The 13942-nt window shown below is 52.1% G+C and carries 14 protein-coding genes; 10 read left to right on the forward strand and 4 right to left on the reverse strand.

The window, feature by feature from the left end:
* The first annotated feature begins 27 nt into the window (after window positions 1-27).
* Window positions 28-1578 carry a methyl-accepting chemotaxis protein gene (locus NYR02_RS00085; protein ID WP_260974359.1) on the forward strand — a complete coding sequence of 517 codons (1551 nt, stop codon included), beginning with the start codon at window positions 28-30 and terminating at the stop codon, window positions 1576-1578.
* A gap of 40 nt (window positions 1579-1618) precedes the next feature.
* A complete protein-coding gene (locus NYR02_RS00090; protein ID WP_260974360.1) occupies window positions 1619-2536 on the forward strand; it encodes a LysR family transcriptional regulator in 918 nt (305 codons plus the stop codon).
* A gap of 208 nt (window positions 2537-2744) precedes the next feature.
* Here the strand turns inward: NYR02_RS00090 and NYR02_RS00095 are convergent, their stop codons facing one another.
* Window positions 2745-4262, reverse strand: a complete 1518-nt coding sequence (locus tag NYR02_RS00095) for an ATP-binding protein (RefSeq protein ID WP_260974361.1) — start codon at window positions 4260-4262, stop codon at window positions 2745-2747.
* A gap of 59 nt (window positions 4263-4321) precedes the next feature.
* Window positions 4322-5062, reverse strand: coding sequence for a response regulator (locus tag NYR02_RS00100; RefSeq protein ID WP_260974362.1), 741 nt, complete (start codon window positions 5060-5062; stop codon window positions 4322-4324).
* A 396-nt stretch (window positions 5063-5458) separates the two neighbouring features.
* Between NYR02_RS00100 and nrdA the strand changes: the two genes are divergently transcribed.
* From nrdA to NYR02_RS00130, 6 genes are all read left to right on the forward strand, one after another.
* Window positions 5459-7741, forward strand: a complete 2283-nt coding sequence (gene nrdA, locus NYR02_RS00105) for a class 1a ribonucleoside-diphosphate reductase subunit alpha (RefSeq protein WP_260974567.1) — start codon at window positions 5459-5461, stop codon at window positions 7739-7741.
* Between the two features lie 56 nt (window positions 7742-7797).
* Window positions 7798-8928 (forward strand): class Ia ribonucleoside-diphosphate reductase subunit beta, encoded by a 1131-nt coding sequence (gene nrdB / locus NYR02_RS00110; protein ID WP_260974363.1) that lies wholly within the window; start codon window positions 7798-7800, stop codon window positions 8926-8928.
* Window positions 8929-8939: 11 nt separating this feature from the next.
* Complete coding sequence (gene yfaE / locus NYR02_RS19555) at window positions 8940-9389, forward strand: class I ribonucleotide reductase maintenance protein YfaE (protein ID WP_270049447.1); 450 nt, start codon at window positions 8940-8942, stop codon at window positions 9387-9389.
* Window positions 9390-9485: 96 nt separating this feature from the next.
* Window positions 9486-9764 (forward strand): hypothetical protein, encoded by a 279-nt coding sequence (locus NYR02_RS00120; RefSeq protein ID WP_260974364.1) that lies wholly within the window; start codon window positions 9486-9488, stop codon window positions 9762-9764.
* 102 nt (window positions 9765-9866) lie between these two features.
* Window positions 9867-10340 (forward strand): thioredoxin-dependent thiol peroxidase, encoded by a 474-nt coding sequence (bcp, locus tag NYR02_RS00125; protein ID WP_260974365.1) that lies wholly within the window; start codon window positions 9867-9869, stop codon window positions 10338-10340.
* A gap of 56 nt (window positions 10341-10396) precedes the next feature.
* Window positions 10397-11320, forward strand: a complete 924-nt coding sequence (locus NYR02_RS00130; protein WP_260974366.1) for a hypothetical protein — start codon at window positions 10397-10399, stop codon at window positions 11318-11320.
* Here NYR02_RS00130 and NYR02_RS00135 read toward each other — a convergent pair.
* A complete protein-coding gene (locus tag NYR02_RS00135) occupies window positions 11317-12342 on the reverse strand; it encodes an AraC family transcriptional regulator (RefSeq protein WP_260974367.1) in 1026 nt (341 codons plus the stop codon). The two genes, NYR02_RS00130 and NYR02_RS00135, sit on opposite strands and share 4 nt — an antisense overlap.
* A 109-nt stretch (window positions 12343-12451) precedes the next feature.
* Between NYR02_RS00135 and NYR02_RS00140 the strand changes: the two genes are divergently transcribed.
* Window positions 12452-12928 (forward strand): Mpo1 family 2-hydroxy fatty acid dioxygenase, encoded by a 477-nt coding sequence (locus tag NYR02_RS00140; RefSeq protein WP_260974368.1) that lies wholly within the window; start codon window positions 12452-12454, stop codon window positions 12926-12928.
* Window positions 12929-13103: 175 nt separating this feature from the next.
* Complete coding sequence (locus NYR02_RS00145; protein WP_260974369.1) at window positions 13104-13478, forward strand: MAPEG family protein; 375 nt, start codon at window positions 13104-13106, stop codon at window positions 13476-13478.
* Here the strand turns inward: NYR02_RS00145 and NYR02_RS00150 are convergent.
* Window positions 13475-13741: a hypothetical protein gene (locus NYR02_RS00150; protein WP_260974370.1), complete on the reverse strand. Its 267-nt coding sequence runs from the start codon at window positions 13739-13741 to the stop codon at window positions 13475-13477. The genes NYR02_RS00145 and NYR02_RS00150 overlap by 4 nt on opposite strands.
* Window positions 13742-13942 lie beyond the last annotated feature (201 nt).

Here is a 13942-nt window from a genome sequence, read left to right on the forward strand (position 1 = left end):
GAATAATGAAGCTGCCTTGATAATAAAATGCGTAATAACCAACCTGTTACTCAGCGCGAAGTCATGTTGTCCGCCGACGGTCATCTGGTGTCTTCCACCAATCTCAAAGGAGTGATCACGCACTGCAATGATCATTTCATCCGCATCAGTGGCTTCAGCAAAGAAGAACTGAACGGCAGTCCGCACAATCTGGTGCGCCACCCCGACATGCCTACCGCTGCGTTTGCCGATTTGTGGAACACCGTAAAGGCGGGCCAGCACTGGATGGGAATCGTAAAAAACCGCACAAAAAACGGCGATCATTACTGGGTCGATGCTTACGTTACACCGTTGTACGAACGCGATCAGATTGTCGGTTATGAATCCGTGCGCATTGCACCCAGCCGCGATCAGATTCAGCGTGCGGAAAAAGCCTATCAATTACTTAACAGCGGCAAGAACCCGCTGCAACGCTGGAGCCATTTGCGGCCAATGCTGCCGACGGCACTGCCCTGGCTGATCGCGGTCGGCGCCTCACTTTACGGCTCCGACAACCTGCTACTGCAGGGTGTCATCGGACTCAGTGCGGCCTTCAGTGTTTTCCGCCAATATCAGCAGGAAGCAGCGTTTATCCGCTACGGTCAGGATGTGATTAATAACCGTCTGATGGCCTGGATTTACACCGGACGTGATGATGCCCACGGACAACTGGCCTTTGCTCAGCATGCGATGCGCCGTCGCCTGCAAACGGTGTTGGTGCGTATCGCCGACAACACCAGCTCGCTGGTGAGCGCCACCAGCAACACCCTGAACCTGTCACAAAATACGCTGGAGCGTGTACGTCGCCAGCACAGCTACACCCAGCAAGTGGAACAGGTCAGCACCGCGATTCAGCACACCGCATTGCAGCTCAACGAAAACAATCAACAATCACAGCAGGCCAGCCAGCAAGCCGTCAGCAATGCCACCTCCGGCGAGAACGACATCAAGGTAATGATGACCCAGACGGAATCCCTGCAGGATGAGCTGAAAGGCACCGCCGAAGCCATCAGCCGCCTGGCCAGCGAAACCCAGGGGGTTGACCGTTTCCTGCAGGCCATCAGCGACATTGCCGAACAGACCAATCTGCTGGCACTGAATGCCGCAATCGAGGCCGCCAGAGCCGGTGAACAGGGACGCGGATTTGCCGTCGTCGCCGATGAAGTTCGTAATCTGGCTCAGCGTACCCAGGAATCAGCAGCTGAAATTCAGCTGATTGTGACCGGCCTGAATCAGCACAGCGGTCACGCGGTCGAAGCGATGAATAAAGGGCAACACTCAACAGAACAAACGCTGGAACGGGCACGACAGGTCAACGGCGTGTTCTCTACGATCCGCCATGAGCTCAGCGAGATTCAGGCGATGACCAACGCCAACTCACGTTCGGCCTCAGAACAGAATCAGGCAGCCGACCAGATCCGCGACCACCTGACACAGCTGGAAAGCCTGGCCCAGGAAGCAGAACAGCTGGCCGGCAGTATGAACAGCGAATGTGAGCAATTGGCGCAATTGATGGACGATCAGAATCGCATCATTCAGCGCTTTCAACAAAGCTCATGAAAAGCTAACATTCAGAATTCAATATTTATGAATTTCTTTCATGCTCGATATCAAACATCTGCGCACCCTCGCCGCTCTGCGTGACGGCGGCACCCTGGTGGAAGCCGCCAGACGCATGCACCTGACCCAGTCAGCACTCTCCCATCAGTTAAAAGATCTGGAAGAGCGTCTTGGTGTGTCGTTGTTTCTGCGTAAAACCAAACCGTTGCGTTTTACCCGCGCCGGACTGGAATTGCTGCAATTGGCGGATGATGTGCTGCCGCTGCTGCGTCAGTCTGAACGCAACCTGCAGAAAATGGCGGGTGGACACAGTGGTCGTCTGCATATGGTGATTGAATGCCACAGCTGTTTTGACTGGCTGATGCCCGCTATCAACAGCTTTCGTGACCATTGGCCTGAAGTTGAGATTGATCTGAGTACCAGTTTTCATTTTGAGCCCATTCCGGCTCTGATTCGTGGCGACATTGATCTGGTCGTGACCTCTGACCCTGGTCCACATAACGAAATTTACTATCAGCCGCTCTTCCGTTATCAGTCGGTTCTGGCGGTCGCCAACCAGCACCCGCTGGCCCAGCAGGACTGCATCCAGCCCACGGATCTGAGTTCCGAGACTCTGATTCACTACCCGGTAGGCCGTAACCGATTAGATATCTTCGAACACTTTCTCTCTCCCGGCGGGATTGAGCCTCTGGCAACCCGCCAGACAGAACTGACGCTGATGATGGTGCAATTGGTCGCCAGCGGTCGAGGTGTTGCCTGCCTGCCAAACTGGGCATTACAGCCATACATCGACGCGAAGCTGGTATCCGCCCGGCCACTGGGCAAAGAAGGGGTATGGCCAACGCTGTACGCCGCCGTGCGGAAAGATCAGCAGGACAGTGCCTACCTTCAGGACTTCTTTCAGCAGGCGCTTGAAACCTGTTTCCGCCACTTACCGGGCATTCTGCCGGTCAGTTGAGCGCAGCACGAAAGTAATTACTCACTGAATTTCAGGCAAAAAAAAGGGCTCTGAAAGAGCCCAAAAAAGCGAATAACTTCGCTACATTCTCACCACGTCTCCTAGGGATACGCGGGGCATATAATGATCTGCCGACGCTTTTCAGTCTGTAGTGTAAAAGTGTCTTTGTGTAACGCTTTGTATACAATTTTGATTATAAGGCTTTACATCATTCGTGATGACGACGCGGCCAGATCAAACTGAATTTGGCCCCACCCAGAGCCTCGCTGCGACTGACCATCGCCCGCCCACCGTGCCAATAAGCAATACGCCGCACTATCGACAGACCCAGTCCATAACCACCTGAACTGCGGGTGCGGCTGTCATCGAGTCGGGCAAACGCGGTAAATACCCGGTCCCAGTCTTCCTCCGGGATGCCCGGGCCATCATCTTCCACATCCACGCGGCAGGTATCGGTACCAATGGTACAACTGACCCGGACACGTGAACTGGCGTAGCGCCCAGCATTACCGACAAGATTCTGAATCGCGCGATGAATATAACGCGGCTCAACTTCAGCATAATGAGCATTTTCCGGCGACGCGCCGGCATAGCTGACACTGACATGCGCCGGCGGACGCGCTTCCTCAACCACCTGAACGGCAACGTCAGCCACATTCACTTTCTGGAAATCGAGTAACGGCCCGCCTTCTTCCAGACGGGCATACGTCAGAATTTCGTCGATGAGTTCATCCAGCTCCTGAATGTCAGAGTCCATACCCGTCAGCTGTTTGCTGACGTAAGCATCGTCGACGCTGTCTTCAATAATCTGTAAGCCAAAACGGATACGGGCCACCGGGGTGCGTAACTCATGGGACACCGCACGTACCATTTCGCGCTGAATGGAGATAAGCCGCTGAATATGTTCAGCCATTTTATTAAAGGCCTGCCCCAGGCGGCTGACCGGATCGGTGCCGGTAATAGCAACCCGGGCACTGAGATGGCCTTGCGCCAGACGGCTGGTTGCCTGTTCCAGTTTGCGCAGCCGGATCTCAAACGAGTTAACCACCCAATACACGCCAAGACCCAGCAACATAATCCCGATCACTGCGATGACAAAAATGGCCTGCCAGGAATAGGGATTGAATGCATCGATGGGCCCAAGACGCAGCGCACGCGGCTGACCGGGTAATTTTGCCAAGGCTTCAGCCTGCTGCCCTTCGATGGAAATCCGCACCAGTACGTCACCGTATTGCATCCGCGCAAAATCGGAGTCAGAAAGGAAAAGCTGATCAATCTCCACCACAGACAACGGAAATCCGAAACGGGGCTGCATCCGTTTGATAAACGCTTCGATGGTTTCACCGGAACGCTGCCAATCCTCCAGCAACAGATACGCTGACGCCTGCGCCTGAACTTCGGTGACGGTGCTGAGCTGGACATCGAGTAATTCGTCATCGGACATCTGATACAACAAACGGGCGGTACGCCCTTCGTTGGTGGTATCGACCAGCAGTTGTCCACGGGCCAGACGATTTTGCTGGTATTCATCCACCGGCCCTTCGGCCAGCGGTAAAATACTGATATCGGCATCAAAGCGCGATGACAACTCAGACAATGCACCAGGGTCCTGGCGCAGGCGCTGGGCCAGCAACGCAACACTGCCGCCCACCATGTCTTCATTGAACTGTGCACTGCGCACAAAGTTGACGAGCTGTAAGGCAACGGTGCAGATGATACCGACCATCAGCAAAGCACCCAGCAGCCCTGAGTAAACCCGGATAAAAATGGCGATGTCTCCTGACGTCAGATTTCTTTAACGAACAGGTAACCTTTACTGCGTACGGTTTTGATGCGTTTCGGGTTCATCGGATCATCACCGACTTTAGGGCGAATGCGTGAAACCCTGACATCAATAGAACGGTCCTGACCGTCATACTCAATGCCACGCAGCTGGTGGAAAATTTCTTCCCGGGTGAGGACACGTCCGGCGCTGCTGCTCAGCAACCACAGCAAATCAAACTCTGCACTGGTGAGATCAATGCTTTTGCCTTCCAGCCAGGCTTCACGCATGGCGTTATCCACCACCAGATTGCCGAAGGTCAGACGATTATCCGAGCCGCCATCCACAACCTGTTCTTCAGGAACTTCTTTAACCCGGCGCAACAAGGCGCGGATACGGGCCAGCAATACGCGCGGCCGAACCGGTTTGGCGACATAATCATCGGCTCCCATTTCCAGTCCCAGCACCTGATCAAGATCTTCGGTACGGGCCGTCAGCATCAGAATCGGACCTTTGTAATACGGGCGGACAATGCGGCAGACCGCAAGGCCATCTTCACCCGGTAACATCAGATCCAGTACCACGAGGTCAGGCTGTTCCGTCTTGATACGCTCAATTGCACGGCCGCCGTCGCCTTCAACTGCGACTTTCAGACCATTACTTTCCAGATAATCCTTGGTGAGAGTCGCCAGACGTTCGTCATCCTCAACAATGAGAATGCGCCAGTTTTCTTCAAGGCTTTGACCATTTTCTTGCTTCAACATGGTTCCTTACCATTCCTTAAACAGGTTTATACCCCGGAGTATTGCCACAGGCATCTGACACTAACTCTAGACCGAGTTACGCTTTGTTGCATAGTAACCAATCTATTCATTAATTTGGTAAAAATCAGAGGGCATCAACGCTGCGAAAAAACAGCCACACCCTGTCCACCAACTACACACAAGTTATCCACACGCAAAACCGATAACCCACTATATCTTGGGGTTGAATTCATAGGTATACCGCATTATCTTGTGTCTCGACTTAAAAATATGTCGGTAACTCAGTTACTTACACCGGCACCTACAGACAATCAGGCCAGCCGTCAAGCGTTTTACGGAACCCATACCGATCAAGGACAGATGGAGAAGTTTCCCTTGGATACAGGCACAGAAGAAATGAACAGCGAGCTAAAAGTCACCAAGCGTGACGGCACCCAAGAACCTTTGAATCTGGATAAAATTCATAAGGTGGTCACCTGGGCCGCCGAAGGTCTTGATAACGTATCTGTGTCCGAAGTGGAGCTGAAAGCCCACTTACAGTTTTTTGATGGTATTCAGACCTCTGAAATCCACGAAACCCTGATTAAGGCAGCCGCGGATCTGATTTCAGAAGAAACACCTGATTATCAGTATCTGGCTGCACGCCTGAATATTTTTCACCTGCGCAAAAAAGCCTATGGCCGTTTTGAGCCACCAGCGTTGCTGGATCATGTGAAACGCATGGTGGAATCCGAACGCTATGACCGTCATTTGCTGGAAGACTATACCGCCGAAGAAATCGCGGCGATGGACGCGTTTATTGATCACAGTCGCGATCTGACCTTCAGCTATGCCGCCGTGAAGCAGCTGGAAGGCAAATATCTGGTACAGAACCGCGTCAGTGGCGAAGTCTACGAAAGCGCACAGTTTCTGTATGTCCTGATCGCGGCCTGTTTATTTGCCGGCTACGACAAAGAGCGTCGTCTGGAATACATCCGTCGTTTCTACGATGCGGTATCCACGTTCAAATTATCACTGCCAACGCCGATTATGGCCGGTGTGCGTACGCCGACCCGTCAGTTCAGCTCCTGTGTGTTAATTGAAGCCGGCGACAGCCTGGATTCCATCAACGCCACCGCCAGTGCCATTGTGAAATACGTATCTCAACGTGCCGGTATTGGCATCAATGGCGGCCGCATCCGTGCCCTGGGCAGCCCGATCCGCGGCGGTGAAGCGTTCCACACCGGTTGTATTCCGTTTTATAAGCATTTCCAGACCGCGGTAAAATCCTGCTCTCAGGGCGGTGTGCGCGGCGGTGCAGCCACCCTGTTCTACCCGATGTGGCACTACGAAGTTGAAAACCTGCTGGTTCTGAAAAACAACCGCGGTGTTGAAGAAAACCGTGTGCGTCATCTCGACTATGGCGTGCAGATCAACAAGCTGATGTACGAACGCCTGATTAAGAACGGCAACATTACACTGTTCTCACCTTCTGATGTTCCGGGTCTTTATGACGCCTTCTTTGAAGATCAGGAGCTGTTTGAGCAGCTGTACGTTAAATACGAACAACAGGATGGTATCCGTAAGAAGACGCTGAAAGCGGTCGACCTGTTCTCCAGCATGATGCAGGAACGGGCCAGCACCGGCCGTATCTACATTCAGAACGTTGACCATTGCAACACCCACAGCCCGTTCAATTCGAAACTGGCCCCGGTGCGTCAATCCAACCTGTGTCTGGAAATTGCCCTGCCAACCAAGCCGCTGAAAGACATCAACGATGACGAGGGTGAAATTGCCCTGTGTACGCTGGCCGCTTTCAACCTGGGTTCGCTGAACAACCTGGATGAGCTGGAAGAATTATCCGACCTGATTGTACGCGCACTCGATAGTCTGCTGACGTATCAGGATTACCCGGTGATGGCCGCCCAGAAAGCCAGCCTGCGTCGCCGCACGCTGGGTGTGGGTGTCATCAACTATGCCTATTTCCTGGCGAAAAACGGCGTGAAATATTCCGATGGCAGCGCCAACGGTCTGACTCACCGCGCCTTTGAAGCCATGCAGTACTGGCTGCTGAAAGCCTCCAACAACCTGGCGAAAGAACAAGGCGCTTGCGAAGCTTTCAGTGACACGACCTATGCTCAGGGTATTCTGCCAATCGACACCTACAAAAAAGAAGTCGATAAGTTCTGTGAAGAGCCACTGCAATACGACTGGGAAGCACTGCGCAAAGATATTCTGACCTATGGCCTGCGCAACTCCACGCTGTCCGCTCTGATGCCATCTGAGACCTCGTCACAGATCAGCAACGCGACCAACGGTATTGAACCGCCGCGCGGATATATCAGCGTGAAGCAGAGCAAAGATGGTATCCTCAAGCAGGTTGTGCCGGAATTTGGCCGACTGAGAAAGAACTACGAGCTGCTGTGGCAGATTCCGAACAACAATGGTTATCTGCAGCTGGTGGGTATTATGCAGAAATTCGTCGATCAGGCGATTTCCGCTAACACCAACTATGACCCATCACGCTTTGAAGGTGGCAAGGTGCCTATGCAGCAATTGCTGAAAGACCTGCTGACCGCGTACAAAAACGGCCTTAAAACGCTCTATTACCACAACACCCGTGATGGTATGGAAGATCCGCAAAAAGACGCTGTGATCGAAGAAGACGATGACTGCGCAGGCGGCGCGTGTAAGATTTAATCATTTCAGACCTGTCGCAGCCACCTTTCGGTGGCTGCTTTGAGAAAGAACTCCGTATGGCCTATACCACATTTAACCGCAACGAATTTGATACCTTTGCCCAGCCGATGTTCTTTGGCGAGCAGGTCAACGTGGCGCGCTACGATCAGCAAAAACACAAGATTTTTGAAAACCTGATCGAAAAACAACTGTCGTTCTTCTGGCGTCCGGAAGAAGTGGATCTGACCAACGACCGTAAAGATTTTGCCGATCTGCCGGAACACGAAAAGCACATTTTCGTCAGCAATCTGAAATATCAAACACTGCTCGATTCTGTTCAGGGCCGCTCCCCGAACATTGCTCTGCTGCCGGTGGTGTCTTTACCTGAACTGGAAACCTGGATTGAAACCTGGTCATTCAGCGAAACGATTCACAGCCGCTCTTATACCCACATTGTGCGTAATATTGTGCCCAATCCGGCGCAGATCTTTGACGATATCACCCGTAACGAGCACATTACCCGTCGCGCCATTTCCGTGACCGAGTATTACGACAGCTTTATTCATCTGAGTAATTACTACATCCAGCTGGGTGAAGGAACGCATCAGGTTAACGGCGAAACCATCGAAGTCACCCTGCACGAGCTGAAACGACGTATGTACCTGATGATGGTATCCGTCAACGTGCTGGAAGCGATCCGCTTTTACGTCAGCTTTGCCTGTTCTTTTGCGTTTGCCGAACGTGCAAAAATGGAAGGCAACGCCAAAATCATCAAGCTGATTGCCCGTGATGAAGCATTACACCTGACCGGCACACAGCACATTCTGCAGATTATGGCGAAAGGCAAGGACGATCCGGCATTCGCTATCATCGCCGAAGAATGTCGCGACGACGTTGTGCGTATTTTTGCCGAAGCCGCACAGCAGGAAAAAGAATGGGCCGAATATCTGTTCAAAGACGGTTCCATGATTGGTCTGAATAAAGACATTCTGTGTCAGTACGTTGAGTACATTACCAATCAGCGTATTGCTGCTCTGGGCTTTGAGCCGGTCTTCCCGCCGCGTAACAACCCACTGCCATGGATCAATGCCTGGCTGAACAGCGACAACGTGCAGGTCGCTCCACAGGAAGCTGAAATCAGTTCGTATCTGGTGGGGGCCATCGACAGTGAAGTGGATACCGCGGATCTGGGTGACTTTGACCTCTGATGTCCGCCGCTTTGAAAAACCAGACTGAAACCCCGGACAACGATTTTGAACTGACCGGGGAAGATCATCCCGACAGCACATTCGAACTCGAAGCCCTGCAGCCTGAAGCTGAGCAACCTGCTCCGCTTCAGGCTGAACTGTTTCTGCCCGAAAGCAATCCGGAACAACCGGAAGCCAGCCCACAGATTGAATTCGACGGTATGCAAAAGCCGTTGTTTAATGTGCTGCTGGATGATGGCCGCGAAGCGCATTTTCAGCATGCTGCCACGCTGCTTGAATCTCTGGAAGCTCAGGACGTTGCCGTTCACTATCAGTGCCGCGAAGGCTACTGTGGCAGCTGCCGTGTGCAATTGCAGGAAGGCGATGTGTATTACGCAGAAGAGCCGATGGCGTGGCTGAATGAAGGCGATATCCTGCCTTGCTGCTGCATCCCTAAAAGCGATATCAAAATTAAGCTGTAAAACCGCCGGGCCTGCGCTAAATCAACATCCTCCGGCCGTGCTTCTCCTACTATCTGACTGCAGTCATAACAATACGCAAGGTCAAGGAGTTCAGCGATGGCTTACATCTGTATTACCCCCAATGTTGCAATGGTACGCATGAATGCCGGCGATCATCTGGAAGAGATGCCCGGTGATTTTTACATCAACCTGGATACTCTGGTTGAAGCCCGTATGCGTGCAGTGCGTAAAGAGCACGAAGGCGACTTCTGCGCTGACGTTCTGCTGGTGCTGGAAAATAAAACCCACGAATTTATTTTCCGTAACAGCCCCGCAGGCAATAAAGCACGCGACACGCTGAAAAAATATTTGTCTGAGCGCAGCATTAACTGTTGAGATGATAATACAGCCGTCTGGGCACCTCTGAATAATTCAGGGATGCCCTTGATTTATCAGGCTGCTGCGGTAGCCTTGGTGCTTTTGCACTGAGGCCTGATCATGAGTCTGAATTTCCCGCCATTGGAGCAATCCGCTCCTGATTTCACCACTCCCGACCAGAACAGCCATAACGTCACGCTGAGTGCGCTTAAAGGCAAAAACGTTGTGCTGTATTTTTACCCGAAAGCGATGACACCCGGCTGCACCGTTCAGGCCTGTGGCATCCGCGATACGCGCAGCGAATACGAAGCATTGAACACCGTGGTACTGGGCATCAGTCCGGATGCCCCTTCTCGCCTGCAGAAGTTTATCGATAAACATGATCTAAACTTTGACCTGTTATCCGATGAAGACCACAGCATTGCCGAGCAATACGGTGTCTGGGGATTAAAAAAATTCATGGGTAAGGAGTTTATGGGTATTCATCGCGTAACCTTTATCATTGATGCCGAAGGTAAACTCCGCCACATCATGGCCAAAGTGAAAACCAAGAGCCATCACGACGACGTGATTGAAATCCTGAAAAACCTCTGAGGTTTCTGCCACTGCCCGGCTCTCAACTCCTGCGCCGGGCAGCCGATACAGGCTGTATGAAAATCCCTGTTTTTGTGCGTTTAATCAGCAGCCTGTTTTTACTCCCTGCAGCGGCAACCGCCGGCGCGGGTCATTATGCTGGCTGCGCCGCCGGCGTTCTGCACATCCCCTTCGCAACAGCCCAGCTGAAAGAGGAAGGCGATGAGTACGCGGCGGTAGAATGCCACTTGCAACCTCAACCCGTGTTAAACCGTCAGCGCTGGCTGCCTGCCCTGCCTCAACTGGAGTGGACACAAGGACTGCGGACCGAACTGTCACGCAGTAAAGGTTATGCCGAGTTCAGCGATTGGCGCATCGGCCTGCCCTTATATCGCATCAGCCATATGATGATTGCCGTCACAACCCGTCGGCAACAACTACAGCAATTACACAGCCTGCGTGAGCCGGCGACTATTTCCGGCCAGACATACCAACCGAATCAGGCCCTGCTACTCAGTGCCAGGACGGCACAATGGGGGATTGAACTCGATACCCGCCAGAGCGGCAGCCCGATCAGCTCAGTGGAGCTTGCGCACATACAGCACTGGCAACCGCTAAACATCCGTGTGCTGAATGATAACCAAGATACCTTAACGCCCGCACAATTCGATTATTGGCAGCTAAGCATTAAACGCCAGCCGTTATTACCTGGCTGGCAGGTGTCATGGGTGTTCAGTCTGGGGCACGGACAGGTATATGACGATGGTAACGCCGGGCTGTTGGATAACGCGGCACTGGCCAATGATTTTATCAATCTAGGACTGATGCTTGGTACCACCTGGCGCTGGCGGATTACACCCCATCTGCATTGGTACAATCATCTGCAAGGCGAAAGTCAGAACGTGCTGTTCGTCAGCCGGCGTGACGATGACAATCTGCGTGTTGAGAACATCAACCGCTTCAGCTATCGCTTTCTCAGTGGTATTGACTGGCGCTTCTAGGACGACGCGGTTTTATGCTGCAGGCGGTACTCCAGCGGCGTAATGCCCTCCCAGCGTTTAAATGCGCGGGTAAAGGTACTGCTTTCGGAAAAGCCCAGCTGTTCACTGATATGAGTCAGCGGCTGACTGGTGGTGGTTAATAATATCAGCGCCCGGCGCTGACGCTCTGCATCCAGTAACTGCTGAAAGCTCGTCTGGTCTTCCTGCAGTTTACGCTGCAGGGTTCGGCCACTCATGTGCAGACGCTGCGCCAGTTGATCACGATCAACCGACAAATCGCTGCTGTTGCGTAAAAAATGCTGTACCAGCCCAGCCGTATCCGGTTGCTGCAGCAATGCCAGCTGATCTTCCAGCATCTGTTCATGCATCGCCGCCAGCTTTTCATCTCCCAGCGCCAAGGGTTCTTCCATAATATCCGGGGCAAAAACAAGGGCATTGCGCGGGGCATCAAACTGCAGCGGCGCGGCGAAAATACGCTGATAATTGTCCACATTCTCTGGCTGCGCATGCGTCAGCTCTACCCGCAGAAGAGGAACCGGCTTACACGCCAGCCAGCTGGCAAAACTGCGCAACAAAACCAATACGGCATCGACCTGATGGCGACTGAAATTATCCGCCTGGGGCTCATAGCAAATGGCCGCCTCGGTCGCGTCTGACTGCAGAAAATAGCGCCCACCATCGCTTAATAAGCGGGTGTAACGGACTGATTTTTCAAACGCTGCCCCCAGATCCGGACTGTGCATCAACGTCAATGCAAAAAGCTGGAAATGGGCAGGTTTAACCAGTTCACCCATTAATAAACCGAAGTCTTCTGCCGGACAATAGTCCTCTGCCGCACGCCACATTCTCAACGTTTGCGCTAAGGACACCCGGGCATAGGCAGTATTCAGCAGCTCACGGCTAATACCCGCAGCCTGAAGTAATGGCTCGGCCGCGATCCCCTGCAATTCTGCGCCCTGCAGCAGAGCCTTTATCCAAAGAATCGAGACCGTTTTTTCTGCGCTATGGTTTGGTGTATTCATCGACTGACTTCTGCAGTTAAACCGGGTGTCCTGCGGGGACAATTCTTAATATCTGTACCTGCGTTACATTATGGGTATCTGATAACAATAAACAAACGAGGACTTTGCTATGAATAAAAAAACAGCCGATCAGTGGTTTGAAGAGTACGGTGCCAGCCACCAGAACCCACTGAATAAACTGATTCACTGGATTTGTGTCCCCCTGATTTTTATTGTCATTATGGGGCTGCTGTGGGAGATACCAGTACCTGCGGCCTTTGCGCAAGTACCCTACCTGAACTGGGCAACCCTGTCAGCCATTGTTGTGGTGGGCTTTTATGTGCGTATGTCAGTCAGTCTGTCGATCGGCCTGACCGCTTTTACCATTGCAACTTACGTTCTTCTGGCCTGGTTTGAGCAACAAAATCTGGCACCACTGTGGGCAGTTTGTGTGATCAGCTTTGTCATTCTCTGGATCTTCCAGTTTATTGGTCACTATGTCGAAGGGAAAAAACCTTCTTTCTTTAAAGATATCCAGTTTTTACTGATCGGACCGGCCTGGCTGATGGGATTTATCTACCGTAAATTAGGTATTCCATACTCCTGAAAAGACAGACAGGTGGTGCAGAAGCACCACCTGTCTTGCCCTGATACGGCCTGTGCCGGCAATCTCTGACGCTATTTCGGCACGCTCCAACCTCGTATAAATCTTTTCAACAGGCTAAAAATGCCCACGGCAGTTTTGTAAGACTGCCCGTTCAATCTAAAAAACAGGAAAGATTATGACTATCGGATATTGGTGCGTACTCGTCGCAGCGTTATTACCTTATGTTTTTACCGGTCTGGCAAAAGCGGGGGGACGTCGTTACAACAATTACTCACCGCGTGAATTTCTGGAGAAACAGGAAGGTTACCGCAAGCGCGCACACTGGGTTCAACTGAACAGTTTCGAAGCATTTCCGGCATTTGCGGCGGCCGTTATCATTGCTCACCTGAGCGGAGGCGCTCAGGAGCGGATTGATATCTTAGCCATGGCCTTTATTGCGATCCGGGTTGTGTACGGCATTCTGTATCTGAGCAACCAGGCAAGCCTGCGTTCTCTGGTATGGATGGCCGGTGTTGGCTGTACGGTTGCGCTGTTTGTCAGTGGTGTTTAAACCGTCACCATATGACCGTTACGTTTGTAGCAGTACGCTGAGTTGCAATAAATAACAATCTGCCGGCCTTTATCTGACGTCTGAATAATATAAAGGTCGGTAAATTCAGGCGTTCTTTCCAGAAACGTTGCATTACGTATAAAGCTCGCAACCGGACTATGAGAATTCAGCGTATCCGGCGCAGCAGAATAAACAGCTGCAGGCGAATAAAAGCCAAGCAACGCTGACAAGCCGATAATCATGAGGTGCAGTGAAGCTTTCATGGCCTAACTCCTGACAACATACTTAAATCAAGTATAGGAAGAGAGTACGTCATGACATGGATTGTTTTGTTATAAAGAGTGAGCCGCTCACCGAGCAGTGACTTTACATGGCACAGCTAAGGCCAGCAGCAGGCAAACATAGCGGGAATAGTCCAGCGAGACTGAATAACTGAACAGCATGCATAAAAAAACAGACCTGTG

This window comes from Thalassolituus pacificus (assembly GCF_025318105.1).
In the GTDB taxonomy this organism is placed as follows: Bacteria; Pseudomonadota; Gammaproteobacteria; order Pseudomonadales; family Oceanobacteraceae; genus Venatoribacter; species Venatoribacter pacificus.

Excerpts from the sequence above, each read along its gene's own strand:
- NYR02_RS00130 (WP_260974366.1), top strand. The coding sequence starts at position 10,397 with ATGAAAATCCCTGTTTTTGTGCGTTTAATCAGCAGCCTGTTTTTACTC.
- NYR02_RS00090 (WP_260974360.1), top strand. The coding sequence starts at position 1,619 with ATGCTCGATATCAAACATCTGCGCACCCTCGCCGCTCTGCGTGACGGC.
- NYR02_RS00085 (WP_260974359.1), top strand. The coding sequence starts at position 28 with ATGCGTAATAACCAACCTGTTACTCAGCGCGAAGTCATGTTGTCCGCC.
- nrdA (WP_260974567.1), top strand. The coding sequence starts at position 5,459 with ATGAACAGCGAGCTAAAAGTCACCAAGCGTGACGGCACCCAAGAACCT.
- NYR02_RS00145 (WP_260974369.1), top strand. The coding sequence starts at position 13,104 with ATGACTATCGGATATTGGTGCGTACTCGTCGCAGCGTTATTACCTTAT.
- NYR02_RS00100 (WP_260974362.1), bottom strand. The coding sequence starts at position 5,062 with ATGTTGAAGCAAGAAAATGGTCAAAGCCTTGAAGAAAACTGGCGCATT.
- NYR02_RS00095 (WP_260974361.1), bottom strand. The coding sequence starts at position 4,262 with ATGGTCGGTATCATCTGCACCGTTGCCTTACAGCTCGTCAACTTTGTG.
- NYR02_RS00120 (WP_260974364.1), top strand. The coding sequence starts at position 9,486 with ATGGCTTACATCTGTATTACCCCCAATGTTGCAATGGTACGCATGAAT.
- NYR02_RS00150 (WP_260974370.1), bottom strand. The coding sequence starts at position 13,741 with ATGAAAGCTTCACTGCACCTCATGATTATCGGCTTGTCAGCGTTGCTT.
- nrdB (WP_260974363.1), top strand. The coding sequence starts at position 7,798 with ATGGCCTATACCACATTTAACCGCAACGAATTTGATACCTTTGCCCAG.
- bcp (WP_260974365.1), top strand. The coding sequence starts at position 9,867 with ATGAGTCTGAATTTCCCGCCATTGGAGCAATCCGCTCCTGATTTCACC.
- NYR02_RS00135 (WP_260974367.1), bottom strand. The coding sequence starts at position 12,342 with ATGAATACACCAAACCATAGCGCAGAAAAAACGGTCTCGATTCTTTGG.
- NYR02_RS00140 (WP_260974368.1), top strand. The coding sequence starts at position 12,452 with ATGAATAAAAAAACAGCCGATCAGTGGTTTGAAGAGTACGGTGCCAGC.